This is a genomic window from Antarcticimicrobium sediminis (assembly GCF_004348975.1).
Classification (GTDB): Bacteria; Pseudomonadota; Alphaproteobacteria; order Rhodobacterales; family Rhodobacteraceae; genus Antarcticimicrobium; species Antarcticimicrobium sediminis.
The window spans coordinates 24,224-39,791 of record NZ_SMFP01000009.1 but is presented as its reverse complement, the minus strand read 5'-3'; the positions used below and the strand labels follow the sequence as shown (position 1 = coordinate 39,791).

General features: G+C 63.2%; 15 protein-coding genes. 9 read left to right on the top strand and 6 right to left on the bottom strand.

Features of this window, described 5'->3' with window-relative positions; genetic code table 11:
- Positions 1 to 148: 148 nt before the first annotated feature.
- On the top strand, positions 149 to 1,114 hold the full coding sequence (locus tag E1B25_RS13925; protein WP_132830125.1) for an NAD(P)-dependent oxidoreductase: 966 nt from the start codon (positions 149 to 151) through the stop codon (positions 1,112 to 1,114).
- Here E1B25_RS13925 and E1B25_RS13920 read toward each other — a convergent pair.
- The gene (locus E1B25_RS13920) at positions 1,111 to 2,775 is read right to left on the bottom strand and encodes a GMC family oxidoreductase (protein WP_132830124.1); all 1,665 of its coding nucleotides are present in this window, start codon (positions 2,773 to 2,775) and stop codon (positions 1,111 to 1,113) included. The genes E1B25_RS13925 and E1B25_RS13920 overlap by 4 nt on opposite strands.
- Positions 2,776 to 2,985: 210 nt before the next feature.
- Here E1B25_RS13920 and E1B25_RS13915 point away from each other — a divergent pair, with 210 nt between their 5' ends.
- Positions 2,986 to 3,873: a LysR substrate-binding domain-containing protein gene (locus E1B25_RS13915; RefSeq protein WP_245510721.1), complete on the top strand. Its 888-nt coding sequence runs from the start codon at positions 2,986 to 2,988 to the stop codon at positions 3,871 to 3,873.
- A 128-nt stretch (positions 3,874 to 4,001) separates the two neighbouring features.
- Here E1B25_RS13915 and E1B25_RS13910 read toward each other — a convergent pair whose 3' ends face one another.
- From E1B25_RS13910 to E1B25_RS13895, 4 genes are all read right to left on the bottom strand, one after another.
- Positions 4,002 to 4,406, bottom strand: coding sequence for an OsmC family protein (locus tag E1B25_RS13910; protein ID WP_132830123.1), 405 nt, complete (start codon positions 4,404 to 4,406; stop codon positions 4,002 to 4,004).
- 85 nt (positions 4,407 to 4,491) lie between these two features.
- Complete coding sequence (locus tag E1B25_RS13905) at positions 4,492 to 4,728, bottom strand: thioredoxin family protein (protein WP_132830122.1); 237 nt, start codon at positions 4,726 to 4,728, stop codon at positions 4,492 to 4,494.
- A 69-nt stretch (positions 4,729 to 4,797) separates the two neighbouring features.
- Positions 4,798 to 5,856 (bottom strand): permease, encoded by a 1,059-nt coding sequence (locus tag E1B25_RS13900; RefSeq protein WP_132830121.1) that lies wholly within the window; start codon positions 5,854 to 5,856, stop codon positions 4,798 to 4,800.
- Entirely contained in the window at positions 5,853 to 6,140 is a 288-nt protein-coding gene (locus E1B25_RS13895) for an ArsR/SmtB family transcription factor (RefSeq protein WP_132830120.1), read from the bottom strand. Before E1B25_RS13895 ends, E1B25_RS13900 begins: the two co-directional genes overlap by 4 nt.
- Before the next feature lie 617 nt (positions 6,141 to 6,757).
- Here E1B25_RS13895 and E1B25_RS13890 point away from each other — a divergent pair.
- The 5 genes from E1B25_RS13890 (at position 6,758) to betI (ending at position 12,577) form a co-directional block, all read left to right on the top strand.
- A complete protein-coding gene (locus E1B25_RS13890) occupies positions 6,758 to 7,771 on the top strand; it encodes an alcohol dehydrogenase catalytic domain-containing protein (protein WP_132830119.1) in 1,014 nt (337 codons plus the stop codon).
- A gap of 56 nt (positions 7,772 to 7,827) precedes the next feature.
- Positions 7,828 to 8,769 carry an ABC transporter substrate-binding protein gene (locus E1B25_RS13885; RefSeq protein ID WP_132830118.1) on the top strand — a complete coding sequence of 314 codons (942 nt, stop codon included), beginning with the start codon at positions 7,828 to 7,830 and terminating at the stop codon, positions 8,767 to 8,769.
- A 142-nt stretch (positions 8,770 to 8,911) separates the two neighbouring features.
- Positions 8,912 to 9,889, top strand: coding sequence for a quaternary amine ABC transporter ATP-binding protein (locus E1B25_RS13880; RefSeq protein ID WP_425358936.1), 978 nt, complete (start codon positions 8,912 to 8,914; stop codon positions 9,887 to 9,889).
- A gap of 1 nt (position 9,890) precedes the next feature.
- Positions 9,891 to 11,912, top strand: coding sequence for an ABC transporter permease (locus E1B25_RS13875; RefSeq protein ID WP_165937621.1), 2,022 nt, complete (start codon positions 9,891 to 9,893; stop codon positions 11,910 to 11,912).
- Between the two features lie 17 nt (positions 11,913 to 11,929).
- A complete protein-coding gene (betI, locus tag E1B25_RS13870) occupies positions 11,930 to 12,577 on the top strand; it encodes a transcriptional regulator BetI (protein ID WP_132830115.1) in 648 nt (215 codons plus the stop codon).
- Positions 12,578 to 12,639: 62 nt separating this feature from the next.
- Here betI and E1B25_RS13865 read toward each other — a convergent pair whose 3' ends face one another.
- A complete protein-coding gene (locus E1B25_RS13865) occupies positions 12,640 to 13,530 on the bottom strand; it encodes a LysR substrate-binding domain-containing protein (RefSeq protein WP_132830114.1) in 891 nt (296 codons plus the stop codon).
- A 126-nt stretch (positions 13,531 to 13,656) separates the two neighbouring features.
- On the opposite strand from E1B25_RS13865, the gene E1B25_RS13860 reads away from it, so the two are divergent.
- Both E1B25_RS13860 and E1B25_RS13855 read left to right on the top strand, forming a co-directional pair.
- Positions 13,657 to 14,805 carry a TauD/TfdA family dioxygenase gene (locus tag E1B25_RS13860; RefSeq protein ID WP_132830113.1) on the top strand — a complete coding sequence of 383 codons (1,149 nt, stop codon included), beginning with the start codon at positions 13,657 to 13,659 and terminating at the stop codon, positions 14,803 to 14,805.
- On the top strand, positions 14,802 to 15,548 hold the full coding sequence (locus E1B25_RS13855; protein WP_132830112.1) for a class II aldolase/adducin family protein: 747 nt from the start codon (positions 14,802 to 14,804) through the stop codon (positions 15,546 to 15,548). The genes E1B25_RS13860 and E1B25_RS13855 overlap by 4 nt, the downstream gene beginning before the upstream one ends.
- The last annotated feature ends 20 nt before the right edge of the window (positions 15,549 to 15,568 follow it).

Genomic DNA, 15,568 nt, shown 5'->3' with positions numbered 1-15,568 from the left:
CCCCCGAACCGGAGGCCTTGGTTCAGCACCCCCTGCAAAAGCTCTGCTTCAATCGCAGTTGGCCCTGAGCGCGCAATCGCATCGTTTCTCAGCGCCCGCGCTTTTTGCCACCATCAAGCAAAGCAAACGACGCATTGGAGCGAAAGTTATGAAAGTCGGATTCATCGGCCTTGGAAACGTGGGCGGCAAGCTGGGGGGAAGCCTGTTGCGCAACGGACTCGATGTGACGGTATTTGACCGCAAGCCAGAGCTGGTGGCAGACTTCGTGGCGCGGGGCGCGACGCGGGCGGCTGACGCGAAGGCGATGATGCGCGACTGTGACGTGGTCATCACCTGCCTGCCCTCGCCTGCGGCCTCTGCCGCCGTGATGGACGAAATGCTGCCGGAAGTCGGCCCCGGCAAAATCTGGCTTGAGATGTCCACCACCGACGATGCCGAAATCCGCCGTTTGGCCGCGCTGGTCGACGCGCGTGGCGGCACCGCCGTTGACTGCCCGGTCTCGGGTGGGTGTCACCGGGCGGACACCGGCAATATCTCGATCTTTGCAGGCTGCGACCGCGAGACCTTTGAACGTGTCGTGCCATTGCTCAAGACGCTCGGGCGCCGGGTCCTGCATACCGGTCCGGTCGGGTCCGCGTCGATCCTGAAGGTGATCACCAACTATCTCGCCACCGCGAACCTCGTGTCGGTCTGCGAGGCGCTTGTCACCGCCAAGGCGGCGGGGATGGACCTCAACACCGCTTACGAGGCGATCAAGATTTCCTCAGGCACGTCTTTTGTGCACGAAACCGAAAGTCAGGTCATCCTCAACGGATCGCGCGACATCTCCTTCACCATGGACCTTGTCGCCAAGGACATCGGGTTGTTCCAGTCGATCGCTGATCGCACCGGTGTTCCGCTCGAAATTTCCCCACTGCTGAACGAGATCTTCCGAGATGGTCAGGACCGCTATGGCCCGCGCGAGTTGTCGCCCAACATCATCCGCCGCCTTGAAGACGCCACCGGCCTCGACATCCGCGCCCCCGGCTTTCCGCCCGAAATGGTGGACGACGAGCCCGAGGAGCTGGGCTATGAAGTCGTTCCGACCGGAGCCATTCGCCCGACAGCGGGTTAACCCGGCGCGAGGCGCGCATGCGCCCTTTCGGTATGACCCGTCGCGCCATCCTCAAGGATCATCTCTGCCGCCCGCATCGCCAGCATCATGGTCGGCGCATTGGTGTTGCCAGAGGTCAGCGACGGGAAGGCCGAAGCGTCGACGACCCTAAGCCCGGCGACCCCGTGAACCCGCAGCCGGGAATCGAGCACGGAGTCCGTCGGCCCGCGCCCCATCCGGCAGGTCGATGTCGGGTGAAACACGGTGGAGGCACGGTCGCGAAAATCCTGCATCAGCTCTTCGGGGTCGGTTTGCCCCGTCGCGGGCAGCAGCCGTTCGCAGGTAACGCTGGCCAACGACGGCGCAGCGGCAAGGCGATTGAGGATCTCCAGCGCCCGGCGGGCTCCGGCGCGGTCGTGTTCGGTGGCCAGCGAATTGGCGTGGATGATCGGCGCGGCATCGGGATCGTTCGAGCGGATGGCGATTTCGCCCCGGCTGTCGGGGCGACAAAGCTGCGCGCTGAGAAGAAAGCCGGGATCGCGATCCAGCACCGGCTGGCCCGAGGGCGACATCCCGTAAGAGACAGGATTGCAATAAATCTGCAGATCGGGCGTCGCTCGATCCGGGCTTGACCTGACGAAGCCGCCGACCTGATTCACCGGCACGCTGAGCGGCCCGCGCCGCGTCAGGACATAGCGCAGCCCGGCCCAGAGCCGGGGCATCCTGCGCCCCAGCACATTGTTCAACGTGGGCTCGGTCGCGCGAAAGAGATGCGATATTGCCAGATGATCCTGCAAGCCCTTGCCAACCTGACCCAGCGCATGACACACCTCGATCCCGTGATCGCGCAAAAGCGCCGCCGGGCCGATCCCCGAGAGCTGCAGCAGTTTCGGCGAATTGACCGCGCCCGCGCTCAGGATCACTTCACGCCCGGCGCGCAGCGCGGCGGTTTTGCCCCGGTGGCGCACTATGATGCCGGTGGCGCGGCGCCCGTCAAAGGTGAGGCGCAGGACCGTGGCCTGCGACATGACCCGCAAGTTCGACCGGCGTCGCGCCGGGGCGAGGAAGGCGTCCGCCGCAGAAAAGCGCAGGCCGCGCCGCACGGTGCTGCGATAATATCCGACCCCTTCGGCTGTGGTTGCGCTGAGATCTTCGCACTGCGCCCAGCCGCATTCAGCGGCCGCCGCGAGGAAGCGTTTGGAAAACGGGTTCATCTGCGCGCGCAGGTCGCTGACGCAGAGCGGCCCCTCGCCACGTTGGCGCGGCACACCTGTCGCGTCGGGCTCAAGGTGGCGCTCCATCCGCTCGAACGCCGGGCGAACGGCCTCCCACGACCAGCCATCAGCGCCTTGACGGTCCCAACCGTCGAAATCTTGCGGCAGGCCACGGATATAGGCCATGGCGTTGATCGAACTGGAACCGCCGATGACCTTTCCGCGCGGCCAATAGACGGCGCGCCCGTTCAGCGCCGCGTCCGGTTCGGCATGATAGCCCCAGTTCACCCGTGGATTGGCGAAGTTCACGCCATAGCCAATCGGCACCTTGATCCAGAACCGCTTGTCAGAGCCGCCGGCCTCGACCAGCAAGACCCTGTTGCGCCCGTCTCGGGTCAGCGCTTCGGCAAGGGCGCAGCCAGCAGAGCCTGCGCCGACGATAATGTAGTCGTAGATCGTTTCATCCATGCCGTCGCAAGCCCCGTTTTGACCGCCAGATGACACCGCAAAGCGCCCGCGCGTTCAAACAACCGCTGTTGCGGCAATGGGGCGGTTTCCCTTGAGGCTTGCGATGCTTGATGCGCTTTGGCGCCCGGATTAGACTGCCGCCATAAGCGACACCGCCCGCGTTCGGCGAAATTCCATAGGTGCCCTATCCGAATTCCCCATGTCACATGGTTGCGCGCCTTCGAAGCGGCGGCCCGTCACAGCAGTTTTTCCGACGCTGCGGGCGAGTTGCACCTGACGCCGGCTGCCGTCAGTCAGCAGATCCGCCTGCTTGAGCAGCACTTGGGGGTGCAGCTGTTTCACCGCCTGCCGCGCGGCGTCGCCCTGACCGATATGGGGCAGGCTTATGCGCTGCCGATCCGCAAATCCTTCAGCGAGATGCAGGAGGCGACCGAGGGGCTTTTCACGGTTCGACGCAAACGCAAGGTACGCGTACGCGCCTCGATCAGCTATGCGACGTTGATCCTCGCCCCCCGGCTCAAGGGCTTTCACGATCGCCATCCCGATATCGAGATCGAGCTGTCGACGGCGGTCTGGTCCGACCGGATGGACGACGAGACGATCGATCTTGATATCCGCTATGGCACCGGCCACTGGGACGAGCGCGACATCTGGCAGCTGAGCCATGAGGTCGCCATGGTGGTCTGCCATCCCGACCACGCGCGCGCCTTCGGCGATACCCCGCAGCTTCAGGATCTGCTTGGGGCCGGGATCGTGCCCGTTCTGGGCTCCGAGGTCGAATGGAGCCGGTTTGCGGATTATTTCGGTCTCGACCTGTGTCCACCGCCCATCTGGATGAAGGCGGATTCCTCGCTGATCGCCTTGCAGACGATCTCGGCCGGGTTCGGGACCGCGCTGATCCACGAAAGCTTTGCGCAGCCCTTCCTTGACCGGGGGGATCTGGTCTCGCCCTTTGAATACCGCCTGCCGATCCGGCAGGCGTATTTCCTCGTGGCGCGGGAGGGCTACCGGAAGCATGACGAGGTGGAGGCATTTCGCAACTGGATCCTCGACCCTGACGCCGCTGGGGAGGTGCCGGATCTGCCCGCCGAGGGGTGACGCGTTTGCCATCGCATGACGAAAGTGGGTAACCCCCGGTTGCGTCTTCATCCGGGGCCTATGACTGAGCACAGAAGCCGATTATGGGCACAGCCGCAGTGCCGTGACCTTGGCCATGCACCCGGGTTTCATCCCTTTCGCCGGATGCTCCCGACCAGTTCGACCGCCTCGGCCAGCGTGTTGGAAATGGTGCCATACTTGCGCAGGTTGCGGTGCAGCAGGTCAAGCCGTTGGTCGGTCTCGTCAGTATCGACCACGATTTCATAGTCGATCCGCACCATCTTGGGCGGGCTATCCTGCCGCACCCCATGCAGGCTGATCTCCATCCCGCGCAGGTCGAACTCCAACATCGGCACTACCCGTTCCGTCCCCTTCAGCATACAGGCAGCAAGGCTCGCCAGCAGCATTTCAGCCGGGTTGAAGGCATCAACACGGCCCGCCATATCGGTGTCGAGCACGATCCGCGCCTCTTTCGCGCGCGCCTCGGAACCATGGCTGTCGATGCGGCGGGCCGTGACGGTATATTCAAGCATGTTTTGTGGTCCTTGAAGGGATGTTCGGGGCGGTGCAGCCATGCCGCCGTACGTCAGCGGGCAAGGGGCGCACCGCCCCGCTGGCTCATGCGGTAAGCCATTGCTCCAGCTTGGTCTCGTCTGGCAGGCCACCGGCATGCACCAGTTTCCCGTCCACCGAGACCCCCGGCGTGGACATGACACCCGCCATGGCGATGGATTTGGCATCGGTGACCTTTTCCACGTCGAGCTCAACGCCCAGCTTGGCACCTGCTGCGCGCACCATGGCTTCGGTGGCTTCACAGCGTTTGCAGCCGGGGCCGTAGATCTTGATGGTTTTCATGATGTGTCCTTTCAGGAGATTGGGTCGACCGGAAGACCGGTCGTCAGAATGTGAACCTGACCAGAGGCGTCAGAGAAGAAAGTTGAACAGAAAGCCGGTGGCAAGGATGCCCGAGGCAACAACCGCGATGAAGATGGCGATCAACCGAAGCGTCAGCACCTGCTTGAGGATAATCATTTCCGGCAGCGACAGCGCGATCACCGACATCATGAAGGCCAGCGTTGTGCCAAGCGCCGCGCCCTTGCCCAAAAGCGCCTCGACGATGGGAATGACACCGGCGGCGTTGGTGTACATCGGCACGCCGATCACCACGGCCGCAGGCACCGACCACCAAGCGTCGCCGCCCATGATCTTGAGCATCATCGCCTCGGGGACATAGCCATGGATCGCCGCGCCCAGCGCGATACCGGCAAGCACCCAGATCCAGACCTTCCCGACAATTTCCCGCACCTGCTCAAGCCCGACCTTCAGCCGATCGACCAAAGTCATCTTTTCGTCCAGAAGATCGCCGACAGGGCCGGCATTCATCTCGCGCACCCAGTCTTGCAGATACCGCTCCAACCCCATCTTGCCCATCACATAGCCCGCCAAGGTGGCGATGGAGAATCCGAACACCAGATAGATCGTGGCGATTTTCCAGCCAACCAGACCATACAGCAGCCCAAGGCCCACCGGCCCGACCATCGGCCCGGCGATCAGGAACGAAAACGTCACCCCCAGCGGAATGCCCGCCGAGACGAAGCCGATGAACAACGGCACGGAAGAGCAGGAGCAGAACGGCGTCAGCACGCCCAGAAATGCCGCCAGCGGATAGCCCCAGATTTGACGTTTGCCCGCCAGAATGGCGCGGGTCTTTTCCGGGCTGAACCAACTGCGCAGCACGCCGGTGACAAAGACGATACCGGTCAGCAACAACAGCACCTTGGGCACGTCATAGGCGAAAAACGCGATGGCCTGCCCGGTGTGACTGTTACGCTCAACCGGAAACAGCGAGGTGACCCATTCCGAGACCGGGATCAATTGCCCGTAGACCAGCCACAAGACGACAGCCGCGACGGGAACCCCCACATACCAGAGCCAGTCCGGCACGCCGCGTTGAGGGGGGATATTGTGGGTTTCTGTGGTCATGCCATTTCCTGTTCGAGTGATTTTTCAGCTGCCAACACGGCGGTAATGACCGTCATGATTTCTGGGGCAAGATCGGGATTGCGCCGAAAGCGCACCCATTGCGCATCACGCCGGTCAAGAACGAGGCCCGCTTCGCGCAGCACTTTCATATGGCGCGACATGCGGCTCTGACTGACGTCAAGGCGCTCCATCAGTTCACAGACGCAATGCTCGCCCCCGTCCCAGATGATGGCAAGGGCGGCGCGGCGGGTCGACTCACAAAGGGCGTTCAGAATCTCTTGCATAGGTTTACTTATGCGCTAATCAGCATATGCGCCTTGATCCATATCAAATAGGTCAGCGCCGAACCCTTCTCACCGGAAGGGTATCGACGGAAGATCCGGCGCCCCCTTGATGACCTGCGTGGCGGGGGTCGCATTGCCAGCCCGTGCCATCATGAAGGTCTATCGCGGGGCGGTCGCTCCAAATGGTCCAACGACATCAGGAACGCGGGCACCTGTCGGCTGGCCGTTGGCACAGGTCGCGCCCCGGTCTTTGCCCCTCTCGGTATTTACCTTTCCCGATCCTTTGCGCCTCGGCAGCCCCGTTCTTTCGCGCGCGTCTGCTCCGTCGCGGTGAGAGCCCCCTCTTCAGACGAACGGATTTTACAGGCAAGACGGGTCAGAAGCTGGCGATGGGTCGCCCTTGAAGGCGATGTGCAAAACCCTGTTTTAACTCCAGTATTTTCAAAAACAGCCCGGGTTTCGAAGCTTCACCAAAGCGGGCGCAAAAAGGCCCGAAAATATTAGTCCATTCAAAAATTTGTTTTATCTAACAATTTATTGTATCTAGCTTCAAACGACGGGTCTGGGGACATGTTCCGGATCCGATGCGCACCTTGAAAAGCCACGGAGAACGCCCCTTGACCGAGACCATGCTGGCCGCCGTCCTTCACGACTACGGATCACCGCTAAAGGTAGAGCGGGTTCCCAAACCCCGCCCCGGCCCCGGTCAATTGCTCCTCCGTCTGGAGGCCTCGGGCGTCTGTCATTCGGACGTCCACGTCTGGGCCGGCCGCTACCCCCTCAACACCCGGCCAGACCCGTTCATCCTTGGTCACGAAGGGGTCGGCGTTGTCGAGGCGATAGGGGCCGAGGTCACAGGCTGGTCGATCGGCGAAAGAGCTGGGGCCGCCTGGCTTCACGACACCTGCGGAACCTGCGCCGAATGTCGCGCGGGGCTGGTGAACTTCTGTCAGTCGCAACGGGCGCACGGGCTGGATGTGCCCGGCACCTACGCGCAATACGTCGTCACCAATGCAAAGTTCACCGCCCGTGTGCCAGATGGCGACGCTGCCAAGCTGGCGCCGCTGATGTGCGCCGGGCTGACCGCGTATGGCGCAATCGAGCGGGCCGCGTTGGGGCCGGACGAATGCTGCGCCGTTTTCGGCTGCGGTGGTCTGGGCCAATATGCGATCCAACTTGCCAAGCGGCGGGGCGCGCGCGTGATCGCGGTGGACCGCGATCCGGCCAAACGGACCCTTTCACAGGAAAACGGGGCGTCGATCACCGTCGACGCATCGAATGCCGCCGAGATCGACAAGCTGAGAGCCAGCGCGGATGTGTGCATAAACTTTGCGCCGACAACCGCGACCTGGCAGCCAATGCTGGACATGGTGCGCCCTCTCGGACGGGTGATCGCTGCGGCAATGGTCTCCGATCCGGTGTCGCTCAATCAGGAATGGCTGACCGGTTCTGGGATCACCATCACCGGAACCTCGGTCGGGACGATGCCGCAGATGGATGCGGTGATGCAGGCGCAAAAGACCGATCCGCTCAGCTCTACAGTCACAGAGATACTGCTTGGCGAGGCCAGCCGCGCGCTGCGTGAACTGGCCGACGGCACAGCCCCGGCCCGCTACGTGATCCGATTTTGATCCTTTGGGCCCAAAATCGCGATCCCATGAAAACACACCAACAGGAATTGGAAAACATGCGTAAGATTTCGAAACCACGTGCCGCCACCTCTGCTATCGCCTTGGCCGCCATGCTTGCCGCAGGGGGCGCGTCCGCCGCCGAGCTTGGCGATGTCGACACCCCCATCAAGCTTGCCGTGCTGGAATGGACCGGGGCGCAGTTGTCAACGCAACTGGCCGGCATGGTGCTGACCAAGGCCGGCTATTCGGTCGAATACGTGCCGGCAGGCAGCTTTCCGCAATATTCGGGGCTGTCAGACGGCACCCTGAGCGCCACCATCGAGATCTGGAGCAACAACGTCGGAGATATCTATCCGCGGGCGCTCGAGGCTGGCGATATCGAGAACATAGGCTCGCTTGGGCTCGAAACCCGCGAAGGCTGGGCCTATCCCAAGTTCATGGAACAGATCTGTCCCGGGCTGCCGGACTGGACCGCGCTGCAGGACCCTGCCTGTGTCACCGCGCTGACAACCACCGACACGCTGCCAAACGGGCGCTTGCTGGACTATCCCGCCGACTGGGGTTCGCGGAGTGGGGAAATCATCGCCGACAACGCCCTCCCCCTGACCGCGATCCCGGCCGGGTCTGAAGGTGCGATGCTGGCCGAACTGCGCGCCGCCGAGGCGACGCAAAGCCCGCTGTTGCTTATGTTCTGGGCGCCGCACCACGTTCTGTCCGAGATCAAGGTCGGTTGGGTCGATATGCCCCCCTGCACCAGCGATGATCCGGACGACTGCATCCAGCCGCCCGAGGTCGAAAAGGTGGTCTGGTCTGGGTTCAAGGACAAGTGGCCGGCCGGCTATGAGATCCTGAAACAGTTTCAGGTGATGTCCCCAGATCAGGAGCGGATGATGGCTGCAGTCCTTGAAAAAGGCGACTCTCTAGAAGACGTCGCCGCCGGTTGGATTGCGGAAAACCAGGACGTCTGGCAGCCTTGGCTCGACGCCGCGCTCGACTAAGGCGATCATCCTTCGCCCGACCCGCGTCCCCACGAACGGAGCCCCAATGCGTCCCTCTCTCGCTGCGAAACCAGGCCCACAGCCCGTCAAGATCGCTTGCCGGAACCTTTGGAAAATCTACGGCCCCCCGCTGAAGCGCGACTTGGCGCCAGGCCCGGGGGCCGATCCCGAAGATTTTGCGCAAGCCTTGCGGGCGACCGGTCGTATTCCAGCTTTGATGGATGCCAGCTTTGAGGTTCACGAGGGCGAGATATTCGTCATCATGGGGCTGTCCGGGTCGGGCAAATCGACGCTGATCCGCTGTCTCACGCGGCTGATCGACGCCGAGTTCGGCGAGGTGCGGCTGGACGGTGAAGACCTGATGGCGGCCAAGCCCCGGGATCTGATCAACATCCGTCGCCACAAAATGGGGATGGTGTTCCAGAACTTCGGTCTGATGCCGCACCTGAACGTTCTGGACAACGTGGCCTATCCGCTGAAGCTTCAGGGGCTGACCCGATCAGAGCGCGAGGCGCGCGCCCGGCAGATGATTTCTCTTGTTGGCCTCGAGGGGCGGGAAGACGCCCTGCCCCACCGACTGTCCGGCGGCCAGCAGCAGCGCGTCGGCATCGCGCGCAGCTTGGCGGTGGAGCCCGACCTCTGGTTTCTGGACGAGCCCTTTTCGGCGCTCGACCCCATGATCCGGCGCCAGATGCAGGATGAATTCCTCGACCTGCAGCGGCGCCTGCACAAGACCATCGTTTTCATCACCCACGACATCGCCGAAGCCTGCCGTCTGGCCGACCGGATTGCGATCCTGCGCGACGGTCGCATCATCCAGATCGGGACTCCGGCGGATCTTTTGCTGCGGCCCGCCGATGACTATGTCGCCAAGTTCACCGCGGATATCTCACCGTCCAGCATCCTGCGCGTCGGCGATATCGCCGAACCAGGGCAAGACACCACCGGCGCGCGCGAGGTCGCCGCAGACCAGCCGGTGGAGGCTTTGCTGGCCGATATCGCCACCGGAACAACCGAGTTCTCTGTCCTGCCTGCCGGAAAATATGGTGGTGGCACCCTGTCCGCCGCCCGCGTTCTGCGCATTCTGGCGCGGCAAAACGATGGGACGGATGGGGCCTGACATGATGTCCAGACTCCGCCTTTCGGGCACCGCGCTCTGGAGCCTTGCGCTCTTCGTCTGCCTCGCCTTGGTCCTGCTGGCGCCGCTGTTGCCCTGGATCGCCGCCTTTCCCCGCGACCTGCAATTGCCGCTGGCCGACTGGGCGAACCTTGTCCTGAACCCGGTGTTCTCGACACTCCAGCCGCTGGGTCGGGGGTTCGCCTCGGGGATTGATATTCCGCTCAGGTGGCTGCGCGATTTCCTGCTGTTTGTGCCTTGGCCCGCCTTCGCATTCCTGCTGTTTCTGGTCGCACTGCGCATGGCCGGGCCGGGGTTTGCGGTGTTTGCCATGGTGACGCAGATCTACATCGTCGCGGTCGGTTATTGGCCGCAAACGATGAATACCTTCGCCATCGTACTGCTGTCGCTGCCGCCCGCGATCCTGATCGGTTTCGCCCTTGGTGCTGCGGGGCATCGCTGGCCACGGCTGGAGGGCCCGTTGACTGCGCTGCTTGACCTGATGCAGACCTTTCCCGCCTTTGCCTACCTGATCCCGCTGCTGATCGTCTTCGGCTTCGGCCCCGCAGCGGGCATGATCGCAAGCGTCATCTTCGCGATCCCGCCGATGGCGCGCAACACCATCGTCGGCCTGCGCGAGGTGCCCGTGGTCACCTTGGAAGCCGCCGTGATGAGTGGGGCGACCCCAACCCAGTTGTTCTGGACCGCAAAGCTCCCCGCCGCGGCGCGTCAGCTTCTGGTCGGCGTCAACCAGACGACCATGGCCTCGCTGAGCATGGTGATCATCGTGGCGATCATCGGTGGCTTCAACGATATCGGCTGGGAAGTGCTGTCCGCCATGCGCTCGGCAGAGCTTGGCCGCAGCCTTCTGGCCGGTGTTGTCATCGTCGCTCTGGCTGTCACGCTGGACCGGATCACCCGCGCTTTGGCGACTGGGTCCCCCAATGGTGTGCAACTGCTGCCTGACCGCGCCTTGGCAGCTGTCTTGGGCGTGGTGCTCTGCCTTGCCGTGGTTTTGCGGCTGGCGCTGCCCGGGCTGGACCTGTTGCCGCCGGGGGTGGGATTTGCCACGGCGAAAGCCTTGGACGCTCAACTGCTGGACTTCGTGCGCTGGAGCGATCCGGTCTTCTCGGCCCTGCGCGACGCGCTGAACTATGGCGTCATCCTGCCGCTGAGGATCGGATTTGCCGCATCGGCGAGCCCGATGGTCTGGGGCTTCACGCTGCAGCCCTGGATGATTGCGGTGTATTGCATCGCAATAGCCGGGACCGCCCTGCTGCTGTTTCGCCGTCCGGCCTGGGCTCTGCTGGCCCTTTTCGCCGGGCTTGTATGCTATACCGGGCTGGCGCAGTTTCCCTGGCCCTGCGTGGTGATCATCGCACTGTTGGGGGCCGCTCAGGTTCGGGGCCTTGGCCTTGTCGCGGTGGTGCTCATCGCGACCCTGATGATCCTGCTGTCGGGCATGTGGCAGCCCTTTGTGCAGTCGCTCTACCTGACCGCAATCGCGGTATCGATCTGCGTCGTGATCGGCGGCATGATCGGCATCGCAGCGGCCGAGAATGACCGGGTTTCAAGGATCGTTCGCCCCATCAGCGACACGCTGCAAACCCTGCCGCAGTTTGTCTTCCTGATCCCGGCGCTGATGCTGTTCCGGGTCGGCGAGTTCACCGCGCTGATCGCGATTGTACTTTACGCGATCGTGCCGCCGATCAGATACGTGGAACACGGCCTGCGAGGTGTCCCCGGACACCTGACGGAAGCGGCGGTGCAGATGGGGGCCAACCGCTGGCAATTACTGCGCGACGTCAAGCTGCCGCTGGCGGGGCCGGCGATCCGGCTCGGGATCAACCAGACCATCATGTACGCGATCTCGATGCTGGTCATTGCGGCCCTTGTCGGAACCCGCGATCTGGGGCAACAGGTTTATGTCGCGCTCGGGAACGCAAACTCTGGTCTCGGTTTCGTCTCGGGCCTGTCAATCGCCTTGCTTGCCATTATCGCGGACCGGATGCTGAGAAAAAGCTGAATTTGTTGAGGACTGCCATGCGCGACAAGATCATCCCTGCGGCCCGCAGGCCCATCGGCCGGACGCGCATCGAGGATCTGCGACGTCAGGAACTTATCGACGCCGCGCACCGGGTGTTCCTGCAGCATGGGCTCGGCGGTCTAACGACCACCCGGATCTGCAAGGAAGCCGGGATGTCGCAGGGGATTCTGGCCTATTACTTCTCGGGCAAGGACGAGGTGCTCTTTGCCATGGTCCGCAAGAACAACCGGGTCCTGTTGGCGCAGGTGGTCGCGAACATGCGCGATGCAAAGACCCGCTGGGATCGGTTGAACGGGATTATCGAGGGCAACTTTCCCCTCAGCCATTTTGAGAGCGCGACAGCCTCGGCCTGGCTGTCGATCTGTGCCGCCTCGCGACAGGACCCACGCTTTGCGCGCCTGCAGCAGGTGTTCTATGCGCGGCTCGCCTCCAATGTCATCTCGGCTGTGGTGCCGGTTCTCGATCATGGGACCGCGGAACAGCTGAGCTATATCATCGGCGCGCAGATCGACGGGCTTTGGCTGCGCCGCGCAAGCGATGAAAACATGGCGCGGGAAAAGGCCGTCGCGCTTGTCCGATGGGGCGTCAGCACCATCATCGGGCCCGAGAAGGTCGCCGCATTGAAAGCCGCCGGGACTCAATAGGCCCGCCCGACCCAGCGCCTGAGGGGTCTGCAAGCGACCTGCCCTCCAGCCGTGACCGGGGGTTACTGCGCTTCAACCTCTGCGGTGACCCACTCCAGAAAGGTATGCGTATCCTGAGACGGATGGGTGGGGGTGGTGACGTAATAGGCGGTGCCAAGATCGATCTCTCCGCCCGGCCAGCAGCGCAGCGCCCCCTCGCGCACGGCGCGTCCGGTGATCGATTTCCAGCCCAGCATGAGCCCGCGCCCGGCCAACACGGTCTGCGCCGCCTGCACATAATTGTTGAAGCTCTGCCCGCCACTGCGCGGCAGCTCGATGCCACGGGCTTGCAGATAATCCTCCCAGCCGGCCCAGTGCTGGCTGTGCGGGCTGCGCACATGAATAAGCGGCGCGGTTTCCATCCGCGCGCCCTCGGCCAGCAACCGCTCGATCAGCGCCGGTGCGCCGACCGGGCAGACCCGTTCATCAAAAAGCTTTGTGGTGCGCCCCTCGCGCCAGCCTCCGGTGCCATAGCGAAAGGCCACATCCACCCCCGGGGCCAGCACCGGCAGATCGGTGGCGGGGGCTTGCACATTCACGGTGATGTCCGGATGGCAGGCATAAAACCCCGGCAGCCGCGGCATCAGCCAATAGGTCGCCACGCCCAAGGTGCAGGACACCGTGACCTGACGTTCCCCACCCGCATGCAAGGCCCGGATATCCTCCAGCGTTGTCGCGATCCGGCCAAGCCCTTCGCGCACCGCCCGCGCCAACAGATCGCCGGTCTCGGTTAGCCCCGCAGGGCGGACAGACCGGTCGATCAGCGGCACCTCGACGTAGTCTTCCAATGCGCGCAAGGCCTGACTGACCGCCGGTTGCGTCACATTCAGATAGGCCGCAGCCTCCCGCATGGAGCCATGACGAGAGAACGCCTCGAACGTGACGAGCAAACGAAGGGGCGGCAGGCGTTTCATGCGGCGATAACTTAATCAGTGGGTTATATTGAGTTCATCGTAACAGATCTGCCTGCGCGGGGAAATTCGTGAAATCATCCGGGGCGCGACCCCCTTTCATCCCCTCAGTCAGATGCGATCAACCAGATGAATACAATCACTTATCCCGTAGCAGCCTCGCCCCTTGTCACCCTCGGCGAGCGCGGACTCGACATCACCCTCGGGGATGGCAAGACGCATTACTTCAACTACTATTGGCTGCGGGACAATTGCCCCAGTTCGTTCAGCCCGGTTACCCGCGAGCGCAGCTTTGACATCTTCCACCTGGACAGCGCGCCGGTTCCGGCCCGCGCCGAGGTCGAGGGCGACGTTCTGGTGATCGATTGGACGGGCGAGGATCATGTCACCCGGATGCCGCTGGGTTGGCTTGAAACCTATAGCACCGGCAACTCGCGCCCCGATCCGGCCGACTTGCCGCGCCAAGCCTGGTATGGCGACCACTACGCGGATGTGCCGCGGTTTTCGCAGCCCCGGCTGCTTGCCGACCCAACCACCCGCGCCGCCTGGATGGAGGCGATGCTGGTGCATGGGTTCACCATTCTCACCGATATGCCGGACAGCGATCAGGGCCTGACCGAGACCGCCGAGATCATGGGCAGCGTGCGCCCGACGTTCTTTGGCACCTATTTCGATGTGAAGACCCATATCAACCCGACCAATACGGCCTATACCGCTGCCGCGCTGGAGCTGCACACCGACACCCCGGCCGAGGAATACGCCCCCGGGGTGCAGTTCCTGCATTGCCGCGCCAATAGCGTCGCCGGCGGCGAGAGCCTGTATGCCGACGGTGTCGCCGTGGCCAATGACTTTCGCACCCGCGACCCCGAGGGGTTCCGCCTGCTGAGCGAGGTCTCGATCCCGTTCTTTTGCGAACATGATACCTATGATGCCAGATCGCGTCAGACGGTGATTGAGCTTGATCAGCATGGCGAAGTCTCGGGCCTGACCATCAGCCAGCACATGGCCGATATCTTTGATCTCGACCAAAAGCTGCTTGATGAGTATTACCCGGCGTTCTGCCGTTTCGGTCGGATGCTTCAGGAAGATCGCTACATGATGCGGTTCCTGATGAACGCCGGGGAATGCATGGTGTTTGACAACCACCGCATCGTGCATGGCCGCGCCGCCTATCAGGCCACAAGCGGCGATCGCTATCTGCGCGGCTGCTACGTGGATCGGGGCGAGATGCGCTCGACCTATCGGGCGCTGGTGAGCGAGGGGCGGTTCAAGGCATGAATGCTCCCGCGATACGGGCTGATCCCACCAGCGCGCTGCGGCAGGATCTGTCGGACGCCCTGCGCATCTGTCACGCCCTTGGCTGGAGCGAGAGCGTTGGAAACCATTTCAGCGCCGCAGTCTCAACCGATGGGCAGCAGTTCCTTCTGAACCCGCGTTGGCTGCATTTTGCCACCGTTGCGCCGCAGGATCTGCTGTATCTGGACAGTCGCGATACAGACGTCCTGTCCCGACCCGACGCGCCGGATGCTTCGGCTTGGTGCGTTCACGGAACGCTGCACCGGCGCGCCCCGAACGCGCGGGTGATCCTGCACGCGCATTCGCCTTATGCCACGGCTCTGGCCTGCCTGAAGGACCCCACCGTGGTGCCCATCGACAACAACACGGCGCGGTTTTACGGGCGGACCGCCTATGATCTGTCCTTCGGCGGCATCGCCGATGCCGAAGAAGAAGGCGAGCGGCTGGCAGACGCCTTGGGCGACAAGCAGGTGCTGGTGATGGGCAATCACGGCATCACCATCGTGGGCGAGACCGTGGCCGATGCGTTCGAAGATCTCTATTTTTTCGAGAAGGCGGCGCAGACCCTGATCCTCGCGCGTTCCAGCGGTGCGCCGCTGGCGGTGTTGTCGGATGCGGTGGCGCAGAACACGGCCGATGGCTGGCGCGCCTATCGCGGCATGGCAGAGCAGCATTTCACCTATCTTCGCAGCGTACTGCCGGACCTGCCCAGCGCGCCACACTAGGGAAGAACGATAAAGGCCGG

Excerpts from the sequence above, each read along its gene's own strand:
- E1B25_RS13925 (WP_132830125.1), top strand. The coding sequence starts at position 149 with ATGAAAGTCGGATTCATCGGCCTTGGAAACGTGGGCGGCAAGCTGGGG.
- E1B25_RS13920 (WP_132830124.1), bottom strand. The coding sequence starts at position 2,775 with ATGGATGAAACGATCTACGACTACATTATCGTCGGCGCAGGCTCTGCT.
- E1B25_RS13910 (WP_132830123.1), bottom strand. The coding sequence starts at position 4,406 with ATGCTTGAATATACCGTCACGGCCCGCCGCATCGACAGCCATGGTTCC.
- E1B25_RS13905 (WP_132830122.1), bottom strand. The coding sequence starts at position 4,728 with ATGAAAACCATCAAGATCTACGGCCCCGGCTGCAAACGCTGTGAAGCC.
- E1B25_RS13900 (WP_132830121.1), bottom strand. The coding sequence starts at position 5,856 with ATGACCACAGAAACCCACAATATCCCCCCTCAACGCGGCGTGCCGGAC.
- E1B25_RS13895 (WP_132830120.1), bottom strand. The coding sequence starts at position 6,140 with ATGCAAGAGATTCTGAACGCCCTTTGTGAGTCGACCCGCCGCGCCGCC.
- E1B25_RS13885 (WP_132830118.1), top strand. The coding sequence starts at position 7,828 with ATGCGTAAGATTTCGAAACCACGTGCCGCCACCTCTGCTATCGCCTTG.
- E1B25_RS13875 (WP_165937621.1), top strand. The coding sequence starts at position 9,891 with ATGATGTCCAGACTCCGCCTTTCGGGCACCGCGCTCTGGAGCCTTGCG.
- betI (WP_132830115.1), top strand. The coding sequence starts at position 11,930 with ATGCGCGACAAGATCATCCCTGCGGCCCGCAGGCCCATCGGCCGGACG.
- E1B25_RS13865 (WP_132830114.1), bottom strand. The coding sequence starts at position 13,530 with ATGAAACGCCTGCCGCCCCTTCGTTTGCTCGTCACGTTCGAGGCGTTC.
- E1B25_RS13860 (WP_132830113.1), top strand. The coding sequence starts at position 13,657 with ATGAATACAATCACTTATCCCGTAGCAGCCTCGCCCCTTGTCACCCTC.
- E1B25_RS13855 (WP_132830112.1), top strand. The coding sequence starts at position 14,802 with ATGAATGCTCCCGCGATACGGGCTGATCCCACCAGCGCGCTGCGGCAG.